The organism is Leptolyngbya sp. AS-A5 (assembly GCF_039962495.1).
Classification (GTDB): Bacteria; Cyanobacteriota; Cyanobacteriia; order Leptolyngbyales; family Leptolyngbyaceae; genus Leptolyngbya.
Map to the genome: position 1 here is coordinate 184,252 of NZ_JAMPLL010000001.1, position 15,991 is coordinate 200,242.

Annotated in this window: 13 protein-coding genes; 5 read left to right on the forward strand and 8 right to left on the reverse strand. The window is 49.5% G+C overall.

The features are described from left to right. Nucleotides 1-60 precede the first annotated feature (60 nt). Nucleotides 61-2,322 carry a bifunctional (p)ppGpp synthetase/guanosine-3',5'-bis(diphosphate) 3'-pyrophosphohydrolase gene (locus NC980_RS00930; RefSeq protein WP_190378613.1) on the reverse strand — a complete coding sequence of 754 codons (2,262 nt, stop codon included), beginning with the start codon at nucleotides 2,320-2,322 and terminating at the stop codon, nucleotides 61-63. 524 nt (nucleotides 2,323-2,846) lie between these two features. Between NC980_RS00930 and patD the strand changes: the two genes are divergently transcribed. Beyond that, nucleotides 2,847-3,197: a heterocyst frequency control protein PatD gene (patD, locus tag NC980_RS00935; RefSeq protein ID WP_190378614.1), complete on the forward strand. Its 351-nt coding sequence runs from the start codon at nucleotides 2,847-2,849 to the stop codon at nucleotides 3,195-3,197. Between the two features lie 29 nt (nucleotides 3,198-3,226). After that, nucleotides 3,227-3,826: a zf-TFIIB domain-containing protein gene (locus NC980_RS00940; RefSeq protein WP_190378615.1), complete on the forward strand. Its 600-nt coding sequence runs from the start codon at nucleotides 3,227-3,229 to the stop codon at nucleotides 3,824-3,826. A gap of 107 nt (nucleotides 3,827-3,933) precedes the next feature. Here NC980_RS00940 and NC980_RS00945 read toward each other — a convergent pair whose 3' ends face one another. Continuing rightward, a complete protein-coding gene (locus NC980_RS00945; RefSeq protein ID WP_190378893.1) occupies nucleotides 3,934-4,860 on the reverse strand; it encodes a methyltransferase domain-containing protein in 927 nt (308 codons plus the stop codon). A gap of 193 nt (nucleotides 4,861-5,053) precedes the next feature. After that, a complete protein-coding gene (locus NC980_RS00950) occupies nucleotides 5,054-5,605 on the reverse strand; it encodes an HAD family hydrolase (protein ID WP_190378616.1) in 552 nt (183 codons plus the stop codon). A 221-nt stretch (nucleotides 5,606-5,826) separates the two neighbouring features. Here NC980_RS00950 and NC980_RS00955 point away from each other — a divergent pair, with 221 nt between their 5' ends. Both NC980_RS00955 and hslO read left to right on the forward strand, forming a co-directional pair. After that, nucleotides 5,827-6,603 carry a PspA/IM30 family protein gene (locus NC980_RS00955; protein WP_190378617.1) on the forward strand — a complete coding sequence of 259 codons (777 nt, stop codon included), beginning with the start codon at nucleotides 5,827-5,829 and terminating at the stop codon, nucleotides 6,601-6,603. A gap of 98 nt (nucleotides 6,604-6,701) precedes the next feature. After that, nucleotides 6,702-7,598, forward strand: coding sequence for an Hsp33 family molecular chaperone HslO (hslO, locus tag NC980_RS00960; RefSeq protein ID WP_190378618.1), 897 nt, complete (start codon nucleotides 6,702-6,704; stop codon nucleotides 7,596-7,598). Between the two features lie 31 nt (nucleotides 7,599-7,629). Here the strand turns inward: hslO and NC980_RS00965 are convergent, their stop codons facing one another. From NC980_RS00965 to NC980_RS00980, 4 genes are all read right to left on the reverse strand, one after another. Next, on the reverse strand, nucleotides 7,630-8,277 hold the full coding sequence (locus NC980_RS00965) for a M23 family metallopeptidase (protein ID WP_190378619.1): 648 nt from the start codon (nucleotides 8,275-8,277) through the stop codon (nucleotides 7,630-7,632). Between the two features lie 503 nt (nucleotides 8,278-8,780). Beyond that, complete coding sequence (locus NC980_RS00970; protein WP_190378620.1) at nucleotides 8,781-10,073, reverse strand: dihydrolipoamide acetyltransferase family protein; 1,293 nt, start codon at nucleotides 10,071-10,073, stop codon at nucleotides 8,781-8,783. A 73-nt stretch (nucleotides 10,074-10,146) separates the two neighbouring features. Further along, nucleotides 10,147-12,213 carry a PAS domain-containing protein gene (locus tag NC980_RS00975; protein WP_190378621.1) on the reverse strand — a complete coding sequence of 689 codons (2,067 nt, stop codon included), beginning with the start codon at nucleotides 12,211-12,213 and terminating at the stop codon, nucleotides 10,147-10,149. Between the two features lie 76 nt (nucleotides 12,214-12,289). Continuing rightward, nucleotides 12,290-13,570: a folylpolyglutamate synthase/dihydrofolate synthase family protein gene (locus tag NC980_RS00980; RefSeq protein ID WP_190378622.1), complete on the reverse strand. Its 1,281-nt coding sequence runs from the start codon at nucleotides 13,568-13,570 to the stop codon at nucleotides 12,290-12,292. Between the two features lie 88 nt (nucleotides 13,571-13,658). Here NC980_RS00980 and thrB point away from each other — a divergent pair, with 88 nt between their 5' ends. After that, the gene (gene thrB / locus NC980_RS00985) at nucleotides 13,659-14,564 is read left to right on the forward strand and encodes a homoserine kinase (protein WP_190378623.1); all 906 of its coding nucleotides are present in this window, start codon (nucleotides 13,659-13,661) and stop codon (nucleotides 14,562-14,564) included. Between the two features lie 582 nt (nucleotides 14,565-15,146). Here the strand turns inward: thrB and NC980_RS00990 are convergent. Continuing rightward, nucleotides 15,147-15,980, reverse strand: coding sequence for a transposase (locus NC980_RS00990; protein ID WP_190378625.1), 834 nt, complete (start codon nucleotides 15,978-15,980; stop codon nucleotides 15,147-15,149). Nucleotides 15,981-15,991: the final 11 nt, after the last annotated feature.

The window sequence follows — 15,991 nt, forward strand, 5'->3', positions numbered from 1 at the left end:
GTTTTCTAGCTTCTTTAAGAAATATCTAGATTGCGTGAAATTTCTATAAGGCTTGAAACCTTAGTTGTCATCGATCTGGCTGACTCGTCGCATATTCAGCACGTCTGTCATCTTTTTAATCTGAGCAAAGGTGCGTTCTAGCTGAGCGTGGTCGCAAATATCAATGCCCAGGTCAATCACCGCCGTTTGATCCGGAAAGGTTTTGACTTGGGCATTGCGGACGTTGATATTGTTGTCGGTAAGGCGGGAAAGAATGTCTTTGAGCACTCCCACGCGATCGATGACTTCGATTTGAATGTCGATCGGATAAGTTTGAGCGCGTCCAGTGATCTGTTGGGTAGGATTCCAGCTCAGGGGTACTAAACGATCGCCCGGAACAGAATCGACGTTGGGACAGCCTTGACGATGAATTGAAATGCCGCGATTGCTGCGGGTAATGACTCCAATAATCGATTCTCCGGGCAAGGGATGACAACAGCCTGCCATGTAATGCAACAAGCCTTCAACTCCCGAGATCGGGCATTTCGTCGTTGGTGCAGGTACGGCTCTCGGTGCTGCAGGAAGCAAGGGAATGAGAGCCGCATCGTTTGCCAAGCTTGACGGTGAAGGTTGAGGGTGAGACAGCGATTGCTGTGCTTTAACGGCATCTCGAATGCGGTTGAGTGCTAGATTCAAAGTGATTTCGCCGTATCCGACTGCCCCAACGAAATCTTCAACGCTGTGATAGTTGCATCGTTCAGCTGCCGTTAGCATCGGAGCGGATTTCATCAACGCTTCAAAGCCATTTTTGCCGAGTTCTTTCTCCAGCATTTCACGACCGCGCAGCACGTTCTCGTCATGATGCGATCGCTTGTACGCTTGTCGAATCCGGTTTCTTGCACCTGTGGTGACGACAAAATTTAGCCAGTCCAAACTGGGGCGGGCGTTCTTTTGAGTAATGATTTCAACGATATCGCCCATTCTCAATTGCGTATCGAGCTGAACCATGCGACCGTTCACTTTCGCGCCTGCACAGTGGTTGCCAACTTCGGTATGAATCCGGTACGCAAAATCTACCGGAGTCGATCGCGGACTGAGAGCAACGACTTCTCCTTTCGGCGTGAACACATACACATCGCCATCGAAGAGGTTGTCTTTAATGCTTTCAAGGTATTCTTGCGCGTCTTTAAGATCGTTTTGCCAGTCAAGCAGTTGACGCAGCCAGGTAAATTTCTCGTCGTCGCTAGTGAGCTTCGAGGTTGAGCCGCCGGATTCTTTGTATTTCCAGTGCGCTGCAATCCCGTATTCTGCGACATGGTGCATTCCGAGCGTCCGAATCTGGACTTCTAAGGGACGACCAGAATCTCCAATCACAACCGTATGCAGCGATTGATAACGGTTCGGTTTAGGTAAGCCGATGTAGTCTTTGAAGCGTCCGGGGATCGGACGGAAGGTGTCATGCACGATTGCGAGAGCGCGATAACATTCATCGTTGTTTTCTACAATGATTCGGACAGCCGCGACATCGTAAATTTGCTCATAGTCTTTTTGCTGACGCTGCATCTTTTGGTAAATGCCGTAAAGATGCTTGGGTCTACCGCTGACTTCGACGCAATGGACTCCTACTTGATCAAGACGACGTTTGAATGTCGCTGCAACTTCACTGAGTCTGGCTTCGCGATCACCCCGTTTTTCTGAAACTAATTTCTGAATTTCTCGATAAGCATCGGTTTCGAGATACTTGAATGCGAGGTCTTCGAGTTCCCACTTGATATTACCGATCCCCAAGCGGTTCGCCAGTGGCGCAAAAATTTCGCGGGTTTCGAGCGAGATTCGCTGCTGCTTCTCGGATGGCAGATGCTCCAGCGTTCGCATATTGTGGAGTCGATCGGCGAGTTTCACTACAATCACGCGGATGTCCTGCGCCATCGCCAGAAACATGCGGCGGAAGTTTTCTGCCTGTCGCTCGGTCTTGCTAGAGAAGTTAAATTTAGAAAGCTTGGTCACGCCATCAACCAGACATCGAACTTCAGACCCAAAGCGCTCTTCGATTTCTTCGGGTGTGACATCGGTATCTTCGACGACATCATGCAAAAATCCGGCGGCAATCATGACACCGCTCCCACCGAGATCCCTCAAAATGCCTGCTACCGCTACAGGATGAGCGATGTACGGTTCACCGGAGGCACGCTTCTGCCCTGCGTGCAGTTGATAAGCAAATTCAAACGCACGACAGATCAAATCTTGATCGCGTTGGTTTTCGTCGGAGGGTTTGAGGAAACACTCACGCAACCAATCGGGTAAAGCAAAGTCAATGGTGGGGATGGATGCCGCTACATTCATGCTGATTTGCGTGACTAGAGTGCAGGTTCAGACAATCAGATCTAGACAATAAAGAAATCGTGGAGGAAATTCAAATCCTAAATTAATGTATAGCGCTATACAAAAGAATCAATGAATAGAAAATGAGTCTAGCATAAGGAGCTTTCCTAACGGCTAGACACTAAGATTTGAACTTCAGAATCGACAAACAGCGGAACAAAAATTTCACAGAGATAGCGCCCTTGAAATCGTCTCGCACTCAGGTCGATTCAAGTGAAAATAGAGGGTATATCTTAAGCTTGTTAAAACAATCGTAACGCTCATTCTATCGAATGGTGATCTGTTTCTTGGCGGAAATTTTGGATTGTTGAGAAATTTTGCGATCGTCCTCAACTCAAGCAAAACTCAGGGTCCTGCATACCTACTCCCCACGATGTGGACAATTTCGAGCGAATTTATACCGAAAGCTTCAACAATCTACTGAAACACCGTTCTACATCAATTATGCTTTTCAGCGATCCCCGCTCTTTCACTAAAGTTCAAGCATGTTAACAGAGAACCAAGTCCGCGTTTTCCAACGATTCCAAAGCGCGATCGTTGCACTCGATCAAACTCTCAACACGGTCGAACTGGATCGACCTGCGCTTCATCAAAAGATACGATCGCTCCAGCAGATTTTCCAGGAGGAGATTCAGCCGATTCAATCCGAGCACTATCAAACGCATTCTGTCTTAGTGGAAATCAATAAACAAATGCGGTTGCTTGGGATGGATGGAATGTTTTTGCAGACTGCGCGGCAGGCTGGAACCGTCGAAATGCGGCTTGGGCAGGTTCGCGATCGCATTAAATTCTTGACAACCTATTGCAGTGCGATTCTAGGGACTGAGCCTGATTAAATAAGAAACGTCGGATTGAGGATTGCGCCATGCAGTGCCCAAAAGAGAGAAAAATCACGCTAATTGATGGCACATTAACCGAGGCATTAGCGGTGAAACAGTGTCCTGACTGTAAAGGAACTTGGATTCCGTCTGAGAATTACAAGGCATGGCAGGCAGAAAGACCCCATCCTAAAACTGTTGCAGATCTAATTCCCAAAACATTAGATGTGGAGTTCGTGCAGTCGCCGCTTGATGCTAAGGCAGCGCTGTGTCCTGAGTGCGGGAGCTATCTTGCGCGAGTCAAAGTCGGCATGAAAACGCCCTTCTATGTGGAACGCTGTTTAAGCTGTGGGGGAATTTGGTGCGATCGTGGTGAATGGGATGCACTCGAAACAATGGGATTGCACCTTGCGATCGAGCAGTTGTTTTCCAGTGAGTGGCAAACTTTATCGAGAGAGCGCGAACATCTAGCCATTGAGAAGCAGGCGACGATCGATCGCTTAGGAGTCGAGTTAGCAAGTCAAGTGTTTGAGTTAGCGGAAGTGCTGAAGAACCATCCAAACGGGGATTTTGGTGTAGCTTATTTGATGCGGCGATTTGAGAATTTTGCTCAGGAAGTGAAGCCGCAAAATTCTGAACCGAGGTAACTCCCAAAATTTGAGCAGTGTTTTAACCTTCAAAGTCCCCCATTCTGGGGGATTTAGGGGGCACCCCGGATACAGCATTGCAGCGAATACTTATCTGTAACGATCGCTCACTTTCTCACAGCGCGGAACATACCAAAGCGACACAATCCCGCCCCAAACGCTAATCGCATCAATAGCAGTGTTGGCACTTCTCGCAAAGACTTGATCAAGCCAGGAACTCCGAAGCGGATTAACCCTTGAGGACGTGCAACTCCTTGCCAAATCGAATCTAGCCAAGACGGTAGCGTTTCCCTTGTCCAATCTGCCGTCTGAACCGTGCCATCCGTCGAATGTGTTGCCTCTAATTGTTCTGCAAATCCTCCAATACTGGCAAACTCTGGATGTGCCCACTGATCCAGCAGTTGGCGCATCACCCAACGCTCCCACAAAACAAGCGGCTGCTTTCTCGCGTCTCGCTGATTCCAGTCCGCAACTACCAGAATTCCACCGGGTTTAAGCACTCGCATGAGTTCTTTTGCAAATACCGCTTTATCTGGCATATGTGGGCCTGCTTCAATGCACCACACCACCTCAAAACTGGCATCCGGGAACGACAGATTCATTGCATCATCCTGCTGGAATTTTGCCGAAAGTTCCGATGGCGTGAGTTCCTGTGCTCGTTTGACTTGTCCAGGACTGATCGTAATTCCCGTCACATCAAAGGCATAGTCTCTTGCCAAAATCCGGCTACTTCCCCCAATTCCACAGCCTACATCTAAAACGGTTGTCCCAGCGGGAAGCTTGTCTAATCCACCCCAGCGCACCATTTCATGCACAAAGTCTGATTTTGCTGTGAGAAAGTTTTTAGACCGAGGCGGAGAGCCGTAATGACCGAGGTGGATATGTTCTCCCCAGTAGAACTCTAGAATGCCGTCTTGAGTCCATTCATCATAAGCGGTCGCAACCGAATCACCCGATTGATACCGACGCGGATTAAGTAGATAGATCAGCGCCAATACGATCGACACCATCAACAAAAGCCAGACGATATTCATAAAACCATTGAGCAGAACTCTTTTATGATAAAAGCTTCTCCGCGCAAGATGAAGAAATGCTAATCTAGCAAAATCAGCCGGAAATTCAGTAATGACGCAATCGAACACACCCGGCGAGCGAGACATCAATCGACAATTTAAAGATTTAAACCGCCGAGTTGAGCGCATGGAGTACGCACAAATGCGGAGCAAACTAGATTGATTGAACAATCACTTCTGCGGCTTCGGCTAAGTTGGCAATCTTAAAATGAGGAGTTCGCGCTTCATTCAGAATCCACTCCGTCTCATTGCCGTTGTCGATCAAAATCGTCCGACATCCCGCACCTCGACCGGCTTCCACATCATTCAAAATATCGCCAATCATCCATGATCGCGCTAAATCAATCTGATGTTCCTGTGCCGCCTTGAGCAACATTCCAGCACGGGGTTTACGACACTCACACTCAAGGCGATATTCGGCGATCGTGCCCTGCGGATGATGTGGACAGTAATAAAATCCATCTAACTCAATCGGGTTCAGTAATTCCTGTAATCGCTGCTCAACGCCGATCAAGGCAGACTCAGGAAAATAACCCCGCGCCACTCCCGATTGATTCGAGACCACAATCAATTTGAATCCAAGATCGCGCAAAAGCCTCAACGCCGATCGTGCAAACTCAGCTAACTGAATCTTACTTGGTTCCACATTGTAAGGAATATCCGGAATCAGCGTTCCGTCTTTGTCAAGAAAAATAGCGGGAAACATACGATCGACGACTCCAAAAAAATTCTGCGAAATCTACCGATTTTCGCCTGAAGTTTTTAAACTAAAGGAGGCTGTCCGATTTGCATATCTGACGAGGCTCCGACCCTACTTTACGGGATCATTGAGCTAAACCCTACGCAAGTGCTGCAACATCAGCGGTGTGAGCTAACGTATAAAGCAACGGCAACTTCAACTCTAAGAAACGCCAGAAGGAAAGAACTATGGGATTATTTGACCGCATCAGCCGCGTTGTCCGCTCCAACGTGAATGACATGGTGAGCAAGGCAGAAGATCCAGAGAAGATTCTGGAGCAAGCTGTCCAAGATATGCAGGAAGATTTGGTGCAGCTTCGTCAAGCCGTTGCGCAGGCGATCGCTTCGCAAAAACGCACCCAGCAACAATATAATCAAGCTCAAACGGAATCGAACAATTGGCAACAACGGGCACAACTCGCCCTGCAAAAAGGCGACGAAAATCTTGCCCGCGAAGCCCTCACCCGCAGAAAAACTCATACTGAAACTGCGACCGCGCTCAAAACTCAACTCGATACCCAATCTAGTCAGGTTGATACCCTCAAGCGCAGCCTCATCGCCCTCGAAGGCAAGATCTCAGAAGCCAAGACCAAAAAAGATATGCTCAAAGCCCGCGCCAGCGCAGCCAAGGCTCAAGAGCAACTGCAAGGGATGGTTAACAACATGGGAACCAGCACCGCAATGGCAGCATTCGAGCGGATGGAAGACAAGGTGCTGCAACTCGAGGCACGATCGCAAGCCGCAGGTGAACTGGCTGGAGCCGACCTTGAAGCGCAATTCCGGGCGCTCGAATCTGGTGATGTTGACCTTGAACTCGAAGCAATGAAGCAGCAAATGCTAGCAGGTTCACAGCCAGCGCAGCAATCGCTACCCGGAACGGCAGCCCCTCAGACCACGCAAGCCCCGAAAGATACAGCGATTGATTCTGAGTTAGAGGATCTCAAAAAGCAGTTAGACAATCTCTAGGTGGGGAGTGGGGAGAGTTCCTCCCCGCTTCATCCCGTTATTAATAAGAAATCGTTACAATCAAAGAAAGTCTCTAGATTGAAACGAAAAGGTTTTTCATGGCTGACCAGTTAATTCGAGCAACTGCCGCAGAGGGTGGAATCCGGGCAGTCGGGGTGATTACCACCCGCCTCAGCGAAGAAGCAAGACAGCGCCACAAATTATCATATGTTGCGACCGCTGCACTCGGCAGAGCAATGTCGGCAGGATTGTTGCTGGCATCGAGCATGAAGCGATCGGAGTCACGAGTGAATATCCGCATTCGCGGCAATGGTCCCATGGGCGGATTGATGGTCGATGCAGGCACAGATGGAACAGTTCGCGGGTATGTGGACAATCCAGAGGTCGAATTGCCAGCCAACGCGAAGGGAAAATTAGATGTCGGCGGTGCAGTCGGTAACGATGGATATGTGTATGTTGTACGAGATGTCGGCTATGGTTATCCCTACTCCAGCACCGTAGAACTCGTTTCAGGCGAAATTGGCGACGATATTACTCACTATCTGGCATCATCAGAGCAAACCCCTTCTGCCTTGTTTCTGGGAGTTTTCGTTGATCCGAGTGGTGTGCAGGCGGCAGGGGGATTATTAATTCAAATTCTCCCGAAAGCCGCAGAAAATCCTGAACTTGTCGCCCTGCTAGAGTCGAGATTGGCCACGCTGCAAGGATTTACGCCTTTGCTGCAAGCGGGTAAAACTCTGCCGATGATATTCGAGGAATTGCTAGGGGATATGGGCTTGCAGCTCTTTTCCGACACGCAATTGGTACGATTTCATTGCGGCTGTTCGGTCGATCGCGTCCTGGGAGCGCTCAAACTGCTGGGCGAAGCCGAACTGCGTGACATGATTGAAACCGATCAAGGTGCAGAAGCAACCTGTCATTTCTGCGGCGAAGTCTATAAAGCAAACATCGACCAACTAGAACAGTTGATCGATGAGTTAAAAGAAGCAAACTAAATTCAGCAAAAAATCAGCTACAAAAGATCAACTACTCTGGGCGGCTCGATACGGGCTGTCCAGTTCTTTGCTCAGCATACATTGCCCGGAGAACAAGCGCGGGGTCAACCCATTGGCTTGAGTATTTCAGTCCCCAGTGCAGGTGTGGGCCTGTCGTGCGTCCGGTCATACCGATTCGTCCAATGCGCTGCCCTGCTGTCACCGTCTGACCTTCATAGATTTGGACATCGCCCGATCGAATAAACTTGCCTTGACCGTTACGCCCTGCTGATCCTTGCATATGGCAGTAAATATGCTCCCAGTCACCCGATCGGATTACAACCGATGTACCACAGGCGCTACCGTCTGAAACTTCAACGACTTTTCCTGTCCACCAGTTGCGAATGTAGCTGCCTTCCGGAGCTGCCATGTCTAAACCACGATGAAACTCGCGGTTGTAGGAGCCGTCCGGCGACAGCCGATAGCCAAAAGGTGAGGTGTAGCCTTGAAAGTTTTCTACAGGGAAAGATGCGCCCTGCCAGCTACTTCCAGTTGCGATTAAATTGGTCTCGGATGCTAAGAGTCCTTGTTGGCCCCAAGATAAAGCGATCGCTGCTAAAAATCCGAGACTGATGACGATGCAAAACCGTTTCAGCGTGAACCGCGATCGGGTGATTAATGACCTCCATACTTGCCTCATTCATTTCTCCTTGTGTGTGAAGAGCGCGGGCAGATGCGAACCAACAGACATCACACCGCAGAGCGTTGCGCTTTGGCGATGGAGCCAGCCAAGGGTAATTTAATCACAAAAAATCTTCATTACCCCCGTAATTTCCTGTAAACCTGTTTGAATCTTTTCCGTTTTATTACGGTTGCCTTACAAAAACTTCATTTTTCTCTGTATTGCTGCATGGAAAACAACTCAATGGAGTTTGTCTACCGCGAATTTTTTGAATAATTCTGTAAGCTGCAAAATTAACCTGCGTTGTTCACGGACTAATTGTCTCGTACCAAATTGATCTTTAATCCCTACAGATCTTGCAAGCCCCCTAAATCCCCCACGAGTGGGGGATTTAGGGGGCTTGCAAGATCTGTAGCATTAACAAATTGATTGGGTATCGGCTGCAATCGCTCCGGTTTTGTCCCAAGCAAAAACCTCCAGGCTCTCAAAGAGCCTGGAGGTTTGACCAACGATCAAGGGTTCTACAACGTCAAGGATTGAGCATCGGTTTCAATCAGTTTTGCTAAATCGCGCAGAAATGCTGCGGCATCAGCACCGTAAATAATTCGGTGATCGCAAGTAATGTTGACTTGCATTTGCCGACGAACGCCCAGCATTCCATCATCGGTGGCGACGACATTGGCGCGGGAAGCTCCGATCGCCAGAATTGATCCCTGCCCCGGCGGCAAAATTGCATCGAACGTATCGACTCCAAACATCCCTAAGTTTGAGATGGTGAAGGTTCCAGAGCTATATTCGTCGGGTTGGAGTTGTTTGGCGCGGGCACGATCGACCAAATCTTTCCAACTGCGAGACAGCGAGTAGAGATCCTGCTGATTTGCATTCTTCAATACCGGTGTGATTAATCCGCCATCTTCCATGGCAACAGCAACAGCAATATTAATCGAACCATTAAAGTGAATACCATTTTCAACGTAGCTTGCATATAGCAGCGGATGTTTTTGCAACGTTACAGCAACCGCTTTCGCCAATAGAGCAGTCATCGTTACGCCTTTCGATTTCACTTGCTTGTAAAGCTTGTCAAGTGCATCTGTCGTAATGGTGTAGCCGACGCGGAAAACTGGAACTTCCAGACTTGCCATCATGCTTCGCACAACGGCACCTTGCAGCGTCGTCATCGGCTGGATTTGTCCGGGCTGTGCAGGTGTTGGAGCGGGTGCGGGACGAGGTGCAGGAGCGACTGCGGCAACCGGAGCAGGAGCAGAAATCGTAGGAGCTGGAGCAGCGGGTTTTGCAACGGTTGCTGCGGGTGTTGGAGTTTTTCCAGCAGCAGATTCGACATCTTCCGCGACAATGCGACCGTGAGGCCCAGAACCTGCGATCGTCGCTAGATCAACTTTGAGATCTTTGGCAAGTTTGCGGGCGCGGGGAGAGGCGATCGTTCTACCGTTTTTGGCGGCGGTGCTGCTGCCGTTGGTCGAAGCGGCAACAGCAACAGGTGCGGGCGCAGGCGCAGGCTCAGCAGCCGGAGCGGAAACTGAGGCGGCTTGCTGTTTGGCAAGTTCGATTTCGGCTTCGGTTTCAGCAAGCAGCGCGATCGCGCTGCCAACGGGCGCGGATTCACCTGCTTGGGTGACGATCGTGGCGAGATAGCCTTCGTAAAACGACTCGACATCCATGTCGGCTTTGTCCGATTCCACCACCACGACGGTTTCGCCTTTTTCAACTTTGTCGCCCGGAGATTTGACCCAGGACACGATTTTTCCTTCGGTCATCGTGGAACTGAGAGCGGGCATGAAAATTTCGTGGATCATGGCGGTTAATCAGGGATAGGTCTAATCACAAGCAGTGCAGATCAGATTGTACCGAAGATTGGTCGGGACACCGCTATTTCTGCACGGCTGCCCGGATTGCCTTGAACAGTTCCGCAGGTTCGATCGGCTTAGTGACGTGCGCCTGAAATCCAGCCGCGAGGGCCGCTTGACGATCTTCTTCCCGCGCATAGGCAGTCACGGCGATCGCTCGAATCGATCGACCTTCTGCCCGGAGTTGCCGAATCAGTTGAAATCCATCGACATCGGGCATTCCCAGGTCGCTAATTAAAAGATCGGGCTGAAACTTTGCTAGCTTCGCTTGTGCTTCTTTGGCGGAACTGGTAGCCGTGACGATCGCACCTTGTTGCTCTAGCAAAAAGGCAAGCAGTTCGCGGGCATCGGCTTCATCATCGACAATCAGCAGCGATAGCCCGGTTAACTGCTCATCGGGGGTGTGATCCAGGGGGGCAATCGCAGAGTTTACAGGAGTATTCAATAACGGTAGCTCCACAATGAAGGTTGCGCCTTGATTTTCGCCCCTACTTTCGACGCGGATTTGACCCTGATGACGCTCGACAATATGACGCACGATCGCAAGACCCAATCCTAAACCGCCAAATTGCCGAGTGATGCTGCTATCGGCTTGGCGAAATTGCTCGAAGACGTGCGGTAAAAATTCGGGTGCGATGCCTTTTCCGGTGTCCTGAACCCTAATGTCGATCGTAGAGTCGGTGGCGCATAGCTCGATCGTAATGGTGCCGTGGTCGGGGGTGAATTTTACGGCATTCGAGAGCAGGTTCCAGACGACTTGTTGAAGTCGATTAAAGTCGCCGGAAACATAAGTGAGGTTGGCGTTGACGCGGGTTTGAATCTGAATATTTTTGGCTTGAGCAGAAAGGCGAACGGTTTCGATCGCCGATTCGATCACCGTGGCTAAATTGACAGGTGTGATTTTCAGCGCCAATTTCCCACGCAGAATTCTGGACACATCAAGCAGATCTTCGATCAGCTGGGATTGCAGCTTGGCGTTGCGCTCGATCGTTTCAAGGGCTTGCTGAGTTTGAGCTTCTCCCATTTTTCGGGTTCTGAGCAGTCTGATCCAGCCCAAGATCGGATTGAGGGGCGATCGCAGTTCGTGTGAGACGACGGCGAGAAATTCGTCTTTGGTACGGTTGGCTTTTTCTTGTTCAAGTCGGGCGGCGCGTTCTCGTTCTAAGGCGTTGTCTCGCTCTTCAATGAGTAATTTCTGATCGTGAATATCCGTGCAAGAGCCAAACCATCTGACGATGTCGCCGTCTGAATCGTGCAGGGGGAGCGCCTGGCCGAGATGCCAGCGATATTCTCCAGTTTTGGCGCATCGGAGGCGATACTCGACGTTATAAGGCTGTCCCGTTTTGAGGCATTCTTGCCAGGTTACAGCCGCTTTCTTAGCATCTTCCGGATGAAGGCAGGTTTGCCAGCCCTCGCCGTCAGTTTCTCCCGGCTTTGTTCCGGTGTAATCATACCAGCGTTGATTAAAGTAATCGTGATAGCCATTGCCTTGTGTGATCCAAAACATTTGCGGCATTGTGTCCGCCAGCGTTTTATAGATCAACTGACTTTCTTCTAACGCTTCTTCTGTGCGTTTTAGTTTTGTGATATCCGTTTGTGATCCGGTGACTCGAATTGCACGTCCAGTTTCATCCCAAGTCGCCTGACCCCGATCGAGCACCCAAACGATCGTTCCGTCTGGCTGTACGATCCGATATTCTTCGCTGTACTGTCCTGATCCCTGAGCAACATAGTGCCGAAATCCGTCTAAAACGCGATCGCGCTCGTCTGGATGTGTAGATTCGTACCAAGTAGTAACAGTATCTGCGATGGTGGCATCGGGGGCAATTCCGCGCAGTTGCTTCCAGCGATCGGAGACGTACCAGCGATCACGTACAACATCCCAGTCCCAAAATCCGTCCTGACTGCCTTGAACAAATCGCTTAAATCGCGCTTCACTTTCCTGTAGAGCAGCTTCTGTTTGGTGAAGGCGCTCTAGGATTTGGGAATTAGTTGGCTTTACTTTAGAAGCTTCTGCACGGCTCTCACCCTCGGAATTAGGGCGCGTTTCATAGAAATCATCGGTTTGAGAGCAAGAATCGTCCATCATGAGCAGACCAAGAATGGAGAAAATACCCGCATGGGGGCATTTTGATTAACCTAACACTGCGGATCTCTAGAAACTTCTATCCAAAGATGGAGGCGATATTTCTTTGTTGTTTGAAAAAGTCACCAATTAAATAGAGTGAGCCACAGAATACGACTAACTCAGCGTGGGCGATCGCGCTGTCTAGGGCAGTAGCGACATCTGGATAAATTTGACAATGTTCCAAACCGGGGCAAATTTCTTGGGCAAGATTGGCGAGTTCCGTGGGATCAGCCGAACTATGACCCGGAACGGGAACTAGAAAGAGGGAGTCTTGCGATCGTAAGAGTGCTTTGAAGATATCAGCATGATCTTTTGTGGATAACATTCCCATGACCCAGTGGGTTGGAGAGTGGTTTGAGCTTTGTTTAAGTTGATCAACATATTGTCTCAATGCTTCGGCACTCGCTGGATTATGTGCGCCATCAATCAGGATTTTATGCCCTTTCCACTCATACCACTGTAACCGCCCTGCCCATTTTGTGTTGCTAATTCCATTGACGATCGCACTATCAGAAATATTCCAGTTTTGCTGCCGGAGCAATTGAATCGCAGCGATCGCTAAGGCTGAATTGTGCAATTGAATGTCACCTTGGAGCGGCAATTGATATTTGAGTGTGCCTTGATGCGCCCAGCCGTCGATCAGCTTTGCGGGTTCGGGATAAACTGCGGGACAATTGAGATCAGCAATTCGACGATCGATCACCAATGCCGCTTCATCGGGTAGCTGTCCGATCACGGCAGGACATTCAGGTTTAAGAATTCCAGCTTTTTCACCTGCAATGCTCGATAACGTAAATCCCAATCGTTGCCAGTGTTCTCGACTAATCGAAACAATCACGCTGACTAAGGGATGCTCAATCACATTGGTGGCATCTAATCGTCCGCCTAAGCCGACTTCGATGATCGCAATGTCTACCTTTTGTTCAGCAAAATAGAGCCACATTGCCGCCGTGATCACTTCAAACTGAGTCGGAGAACAAGCCGGATCAATTTTCGACTGCACCTTCAGCAACGTTTGATAGAGTGCTGTGGGATCGATCGGTTGATTGTTAATACAAATTCGCTCTGTCCAATCGATTAAGTGCGGCGAAGTGTAGCGACCCGTTTTATAGCCTGCTTCGGTCAGAATGGTTGAGAGATAAGCACAGACCGAACCTTTTCCATTGCTGCCTGCCACATGAACGACAGGAACTTGCGCTTGAGGGTTTCCCAAGTCTGTTAACAGCTTTAGACTCGCCTCTAAGCCAAGATGCACCCCGGAGCGCTCGTAGGATTGCAGCAACGCTTCTATTTTGTCGATCGGTTCCGAATGGGTCATAGCCAAGATTCAAAATGCTTCTCTATTAAATCATTGTGATCGCTTACCCCTACAATAAAGGACTGAATTCTTAGTGCGATCGCTGCTCATGTCTAATGTTACTGTCCGTGTTCCTGCGACTACTGCCAATCTCGGTGCTGGGTTCGATTGTCTTGGAGCGGCGTTAACGCTCTACAACGAATTCCAGTTTTCCCGCACCGATTCTGTACTGAGAATTACCGCAACGGGAGCAGAAGCGAAGCGGGTTTCGCTGGGTTCGAGTAATTTGGTGTATCAGGCATTTGCAAAGCTTTACGATCGTATCAATCAACCCGTTCCAGCCGTCCAGCTCGATATCAAAATGGAGGTACCGTTAGCGCGGGGATTGGGCAGTTCGGCAACTGCGATCGTCGGCGGATTAGTCGGAGCAAACGAACTCGCAGGATCACCGTTATCACAGCTTGAACTTGCAGAGTTCGCGACCGAGATCGAGGGACATCCCGATAACGTCGTGCCTGCGTTAATTGGGGGCTGTCGATTAGCGGCATCAGGCATCGATCGCGCCTGGGAAATTTGTGACTTAGCTTGGCATTCGAGCATTGTACCGATCGTAGCCATTCCCGATTTTGAACTATCAACTGCCGAAGCTCGTAGTGTTTTACCTGCAACTTATAGCCGCGCTGATGCGATTTTTAATGCGTCTCACTTGGGGCTATTGATTCGGGGCTTAGAAACCGGAAATGCAGATTGGTTGAAAGCAGCATTGCGGGATAAAATTCACCAACCTTACCGGGAAAAGCTGATTAAAGGATACGACGCAGTGAGAACAGCGGCGATCAGTGTTGGCGCTTATGGCATGGTGATCAGTGGAGCGGGATCGACGGTGTTGGCGTTGGCGCATCAGGAAAAAGCTGAAGCGGTCAATGCAGCGATGGAGAAGGCTTGGATGGGATTAGGAGTTGGGGTGCAAGTGAAAAGTTTAGCGATCGATGTTCAAGGTACAAGTGTAACTTAACTATCCTGTTTGAGTTGTGAAGGAGTGGGGAGTAGGAGTTAAAAAGAACAATACCCCACTCCCCCTTATGTCAACATAACTGTAGAACAATAAAAAAGTTAAATAGTTTTGCCGACTGAAAGCACTGATTTTTCGTTTAGTCACAGACCTATTAAAAAATAAAGTTAAACAATTTTTTGCCAAAAGCTGGGTTTTGAAATAGGAAACATGGGCTTTTGCAATAAAGAAGTTAAACAATTCCTGAAGCCCTTTGTAGGAAACAGTTTGGCAAATCCTCAACTACAACCTTCTTAGGAAGCCTATATCGTGCTTAGGATATGGCAATTGCCCAGCCAACATCTTGCCGCTGCCAATAGCACCGCTCAATTTCCAGCTTTTCTAAGGTGCCTTGTGACTGCAGATCTTTGGCGCACTTAATTGCCCTTTTCTGAGCATACATACAGAAATCGATTGCAGAGGCAATGTCGGAGTTAGCAGTATTTTAACCACCGTTACTACATTAGACCTGCTTTGAAAATAGAGAACTAAGTTGATGGTTGAGCGGTATCAATGGAAGTCAGCTGCACTTGATAACCCAACCGCTCAATTTGAGCCTGTAAGGTTTGAACCTGATGTGATTGGGCAGGTTGCCCCAGTTGTAGTCGCCCGACAATCGCGATAAGGTTCGTGGCGCTTGAGAATGTGATAGACCGCAATCAACAGGCGATGGGCGACCGCAACGATAGCCCGTTTATGTCCATGGCGCGGGGCAAGTCGGCGGTAGACTCCCGCAAAGTGGGGGGATTTGCAGCACACCGCCGCATTTGCCATTTGCACCAAGATGCTTCGTAACCAGCGATTGGCAGGTGGAATTTTGCCAGAGGCTTGTTTGCTCGCATTTTCATGATTGCCCGGACAGACGCCCGCCCACTTACATAGATGTGCGGCACTGGGAAAGCGTCGCATATCACTGCCAGTTTCTGCCAGCAGTTCGGCACTTTGGCGTGCAATGCCTGGAATCGAGTCGAGTAGCGGGAGTGCTTGCTGCCATGCCAAGGGAAGATCGGGGGTCTCGGTCTGGCTTGCCGTCTCTGAGGTTGCAACCGCAGCGTTGCCTGCCACCATGTGTTGCTCAATCAATTGTTCAATTCGGGTATCAAACGGATTGAGTTGAGCATCGAGAAACCCTAGATGCGCGAGATGCGTTTGGATCAAGAAACGATGATGATCTCTGACTCGACCCGACAGCGATTCGACTAACTCCGCTTGCTTTGAGCGCATTCGCTCTTTGGCAAGGTCAGCTAACGCTTGCGGGTCTTCAGTTCCCGCCACGATTGCTTTGAGCATGGCGGGAACTGAGACTCCGCCAATATCACTGACCACTGAGGCAAGCTTCAGATTTGCCCATTCCAGCACTTTCTGTAAGCGATTGATCACGCTGGCACGTT